At 69.7% G+C, this 4,879-nt stretch carries 4 protein-coding genes; 1 reads left to right on the forward strand and 3 read right to left on the reverse strand.

Annotated features, from left to right (window positions below):
- On the reverse strand, positions 1 to 591 hold a 591-nt coding region (locus tag ACSHSS_RS04585; protein ID WP_445544613.1), incomplete at its 3' end, for a copper homeostasis protein CutC.
- 68 nt (positions 592 to 659) lie between these two features.
- Positions 660 to 1,931, reverse strand: coding sequence for a sensor domain-containing phosphodiesterase (locus ACSHSS_RS04590; protein ID WP_035488933.1), 1,272 nt, complete (start codon positions 1,929 to 1,931; stop codon positions 660 to 662).
- Positions 1,932 to 2,237: 306 nt separating this feature from the next.
- Here ACSHSS_RS04590 and ACSHSS_RS04595 point away from each other — a divergent pair, with 306 nt between their 5' ends.
- Complete coding sequence (locus tag ACSHSS_RS04595; RefSeq protein ID WP_006398093.1) at positions 2,238 to 3,905, forward strand: Na+/H+ antiporter; 1,668 nt, start codon at positions 2,238 to 2,240, stop codon at positions 3,903 to 3,905.
- A 104-nt stretch (positions 3,906 to 4,009) separates the two neighbouring features.
- On the opposite strand, the gene ACSHSS_RS04600 is transcribed toward ACSHSS_RS04595, so the two are convergent.
- A partial coding sequence (locus ACSHSS_RS04600; RefSeq protein WP_445544614.1) for a DUF6537 domain-containing protein occupies positions 4,010 to 4,879 on the reverse strand: 870 nt, incomplete at its 5' end.

The following is a 4,879-nucleotide window of genomic DNA, read 5'->3' on the forward strand; positions in this document are numbered from 1 at the left end:
GAATTCTCCGACCGCATCGACGGTCAGGCCCGATCCGGCCAGTACCGTGCAGGTCGTGCCCGCGGCGTGCCGCACCATGCGCGCGATCGTCGCCGTCGCATCGAGCACCGACGGATGGCCGCCCGAGGTCAGCACCGACGTGACGGCCGGCACGCGCAGCAGCGTATCGAACGCCGCATTCCGATCGCGCGCGACGTCGAACGCGCGGTGGAACGTCAGATCGCGCCCGTCCGCTGCCGCCGCCACGCGCGCGAGCGCATCGACATCGACGTCGCCGCGCGCGTCGAGCGCACCGAACACGACGCCGTTGGCACCGGCCGCGACGGCCGCGCGCACGTCGCGCTCGATCACGCGCAGATCGTCCGCGTCGTAGACGAACGCGCGGCTGTGCGGACGCACGATCACGTTCACCGGAATCGACACCGCGGCGACGACCGCTTCGATCAGCCCGATGCTGGGCGTGAGTCCGCCTTCGCCGATTGCGGTCACGAGTTCGAGCCGGTCGGCACCGGCGCGCGCGGCGGCCTTCGCATCGGCGACGGTCGTGGCGATCACTTCGAGGAGCACGGCAGCAGCAGCGGGTCGGTTCATGGCAGCGCGATTCGTCGGGACAATGCGCGCATCCTAGCCGAGCCGCGTACCGTGCGCCACCCTGCGCGTCAGCCCTCGGTCCAGTCGATGTCGCCGCACAGCACGCACTGCGCATCGCCGATCCGGATCGCGATCGACAGCGTCACGCACGGCTGCGCCTCGTTGATCGACAGGTACGGCCGCGTCACCTGAACGCGCCCCGGCTCCGCGATCGCCGTGCGGAAATACGGCCGCCGCAGCCAGTTCGCACCCTGCGCCTCGGACAGCGGCGAAAAACGCGTCTCGCGCGGCGCGCGATCGGCGCGCAGCACGATGTTGCGGCCGGCCTGCCGGCCGCGCGCGTCGAGCAGGAAGCAGCGCGCCGCGTCGTCGAGCGCGAGGAAGTTCCAGCACACGTCGTCGAGCGGCTCGCCGGCCGCGAGGCGTTCGGCTGCGCGCTCGAACGCGCGCAGATAAGGCGCGAGCCGCTGCGCGTCGCGCCGCTCGCGCGCATCGGCCTGCTCGCGAAAGCGCTCGGTCAGCTCGCCGATGCAGCCCGTCGCGGCCGCACTGTCGGGCAGGCCGGGCGCCGGCCGGCCGAAGTAGTAGCCCTGCACGAAATCGGCTTCGCATGCGAGCGCGACCTGCGCGTCGTGCTCCGTTTCGATCCCTTCGACGAGCACGAGCTTGCCCGCTTCGTGCAGCAGCGCGACGAGCCCGTGCAGGATCGCGGTCGGCCCCGTGCGATGCGCGGCCTGCGACAGCAGGATCCGGTCGAGCTTCACGATGTCGGGATCGAGTTGCCAGATCCGTTCGACGTTCGCGTGCCCGGCGCCGAAATCGTCGAGCGCGATCAGGAAGCCCTGCGCGCGGCATGCGCGCACCGCGTCGGCGAGCCGCTCGACGTCGTCCGCGCGCTGTTCGAGCACTTCGAGCACGATCCGGCGCGGTGGAATCCCGAGCCGCTTCAGGTTCGCGAGCAGCGCGGCCGCCTGGAACGGATCGGTGAGCACGCCGGGGTGCACGTTCAGAAACAGCCACTCGCGCGACGCGCCGAGCAGCGCGAAATTCTCGAGATGCAGCGCCTGCGCGAGCCGGTCGAGCTGCAGCAGTTCGCCGTGGCGCGCGGCATCGCCGAACACGTCGAGCGGCGACACCGCGCGATCGAGCGTGTCGTGTGCGCGCAAAAGCGCTTCGTAGCCGACCGCCCGCTGATGCGCGAGGCTGAAGATCGGCTGGAACACGGTGGTGAGCGTCAGCTCGCGGTGCCGCGTCGCGAACCGCTCGAAGCCGGAACTCACTTCCCGCTCGAAACGGTACGGCGACGCGACGACCGGTCGCTCCTGTTGCTCGGTCGTCATGCGTTCCTCCTGAAATCGGTCTGCATCGGCAACGCGGCGGCTGACGAACCGGACGGCGCGCGGCATCGGCCCATGTCGATGAACCCTCGGTTTATCCGGCCTGCGCCGGACGGCGAGCAAGCATCAAGCAAGCTCCGTGCAAGCGTCGATCACGCGCGCGCCGCACGGTGCACGCGGTGCTGCACCAGCACGGCGCAACGCAGTTGCACCGTTTGCGTGCATCCGCACCGGCGCACCGGAGCGCAGCGCTCGCGCGAGCACGCTACACTCCGTACGGTCGTTTCATTCCCTGCCTTTGCCGTATCGATGGAAATCGTCTTCACCGTCCTCATCCTGCTGCTCACCGTCGCGCTGTCCGGCGCGCTCACGCGCGTGTTGCCGTTGCGGCTGCCGCTGCCGTTGATGCAGATCGCCTTCGGCGCCGCGCTCGCGTGGCCGCAACTGAACCTCCATGTGACGTTCGACCCTGAAATCTTCATGCTGCTGTTCATCCCGCCGCTGCTGTTCGCGGACGGCTGGCGGATTCCGAAACGCGAGCTGTATCTGCAGCGGCGCGCGATCCTGATGCTCGCGTTCGGCCTCGTGTTCATGACGGTACTCGCGGTCGGCTACTTCGCGCATTGGCTGATTCCCGAGTTGCCGCTGCCGATCGCGTTCGCGCTCGCGGCCGTGCTCTCGCCGACCGATGCGGTCGCGCTGTCGGGCATCGCCGGAAAGGGCCGGATCCCGCCGCAACTGATGCACATCCTCGAAGGCGAGGCGCTGATGAACGACGCGTCGGGCCTCGTCGCGCTGAAGTTCGCGATCGCCGCCGCGCTCACCGGCGTGTTCTCGCTGCGCGACGCGTCGTTGACGTTCGTCGTCGTCGCGGCCGGCGGGCTCGCGACGGGCGCGGCCGTGTCCTGGCTGTTCAGCGCGCTGTCGACGCGCTTCCTCAATGCCGAGCAGGAAGGCGATCCGGCGCCCGGCATCGTGATGACGCTGCTCGTGCCGTTCGCCGCGTACCTGTTCGCCGAGCACTTCGATCTGTCCGGCGTGCTCGCGGCCGTGTCGGCCGGGATGATGATGAATTACACGAGCTTCTCGCGCAAAAGCACGGTCGCGTCGCGCGTGCGCGCGGAAAGCACGTGGGCGATGATCGAGTTCGTGTTCAACGGCATGGTGTTCATCATGCTCGGGCTGCAGCTGCCGCACATCATCGGCCGCGCGCTCGTCGAGGCGCACCATACGAGCGACGCGCTGGTCGGCCGCATGATCTTCAACGTGGGCGCGATGATGCTCTCGCTGTATGCGATCCGCTTTCTGTGGGTATGGCTGCTGCGCTGGTTCGCGAGCCGCCGCGCAGCACGACAGGGCCTCGCGGGCACGATGGCCGGCGTGCGCACGATCGCGGTGATGACGGTCGGCGGCGTGCGCGGCGCGGTCACGCTCGCCGGCGTGCTGTCGATTCCGGTCGCGCTGTCGAGCGGCGCGCCGCTGCCGGGCCGCGATACCGCGATCTTCATCGCGTCGGCCGTGATTCTCGGTTCGCTCATCGTCGCGGTGATCGGCCTGCCGCTGCTGCTGCGCGGCGTGCGCACGACGCGCAATCCGCTCGCCGGCGAGGAACGCGCGGCGCGCGCCGCGGCCGCTCAAGCCGCGATCCGCGCGATCGACGCGTCGCACGACGCGATCTCGGCCGAACTCGACGAATCGGGCGCCGCGCGCTGCGCGGACATCTCCGCGCGCGTGATGGATCAGTATCGGCGCCGGCTCGCCGCGCTCGCCGAGGACGGGCCGACGCCGCGCGCCGAAGCGAAGCAGGCGGAAACGATGGAGCTGCAGATGCGGATCGCGGCCGTGCGCGCGGAGCGCTCGATGCTGTATCGGCTGCGTACCGAAAGCAAGATCTCCGACGAGACGCTGACGAAGCTGATCCGCGAAATCGATCTGTCGGAAACCGCGCTGTCGACGCGCAAGAAAGGGATCGTCTGAACGGCGACGCGCGGCACGCGCCGCGCCCGCCATGAAAAAACGGCGATGTCGCACGCGCGCATCGCCGTTTTTCGTTTGCGGCGCGCCGGCGCCGCGTGCCGCGCTTACTTCGCGACGACGACCGGAATCCCCTTCAGCATGCCCGCGCCCTTGAGCTCGTCGAGCGCCTCGCGCACGGCCGCGCTCGTGGCCGCGTCGATACCGAGCTGCAGCGCGAGTTCGCGTTCCGCGCGCTTCACGCCGGCGAGATTGCGCAGCTTCACGTGGCCGAAGCCGCGTACGCGCGCATGCAGATCCGCGAGCTGCACGACGCGCGCCGCGTTGTCGGCCGTCATCGCCGCGAATGCACGCGTGAGCGTCGTTTCGTAGTCGTCGGCAAGCGCGCGCTCCATGCGGCGCTCGACCGTGCGGCCGAACGGATCGAGCCACGTGCCGCGCAGAGTGCGCACACGCGCGAGCATCCCGAGCACCGGCCACATCCACTGGCCGAACACGCGCTTTTTTGGCGCGCTGCCGTCGCTGCCGGCCTTCGCGACCGTCGGCGGCGCGAGGTTGAACTTCACGCGATAGTCCTGCCCCGGCACGCCTTCGAACTGCGCTTCGAGCGAGGCGCGGAACGCGTCGTCCGCATACAGTCGCGCGACTTCGTATTCGTCCTTGACCGCGAGCAGCCGATAGAACGTCGTCGCGACCGCGTGCGTCAGCGCATCGTCGCCCTTCGCGCGCGCCGCATTCACGAGCGCACGGTAGCGCTCGACGTAGCGCGCGCCGCCGTAGGCGTGCAGGCGCGCTTCGCGATCGGCGATCAATTCGTCGAGCGTCTGCGGCGCGGCATGCACGGCGACCGCATGGCGCGCGTTCCACAGCGCATCGAGGCCCGGTGCATCGCCGGCCGCCATCCGGCCGACCGAGAACGCGAGCTTTGGTCTGCCCCCTGAAAAGTGGTCCTCCCTGAAGTAGGCTATTGAGCCGTA

The organism is Burkholderia sp. BC1 (assembly GCF_052683555.1).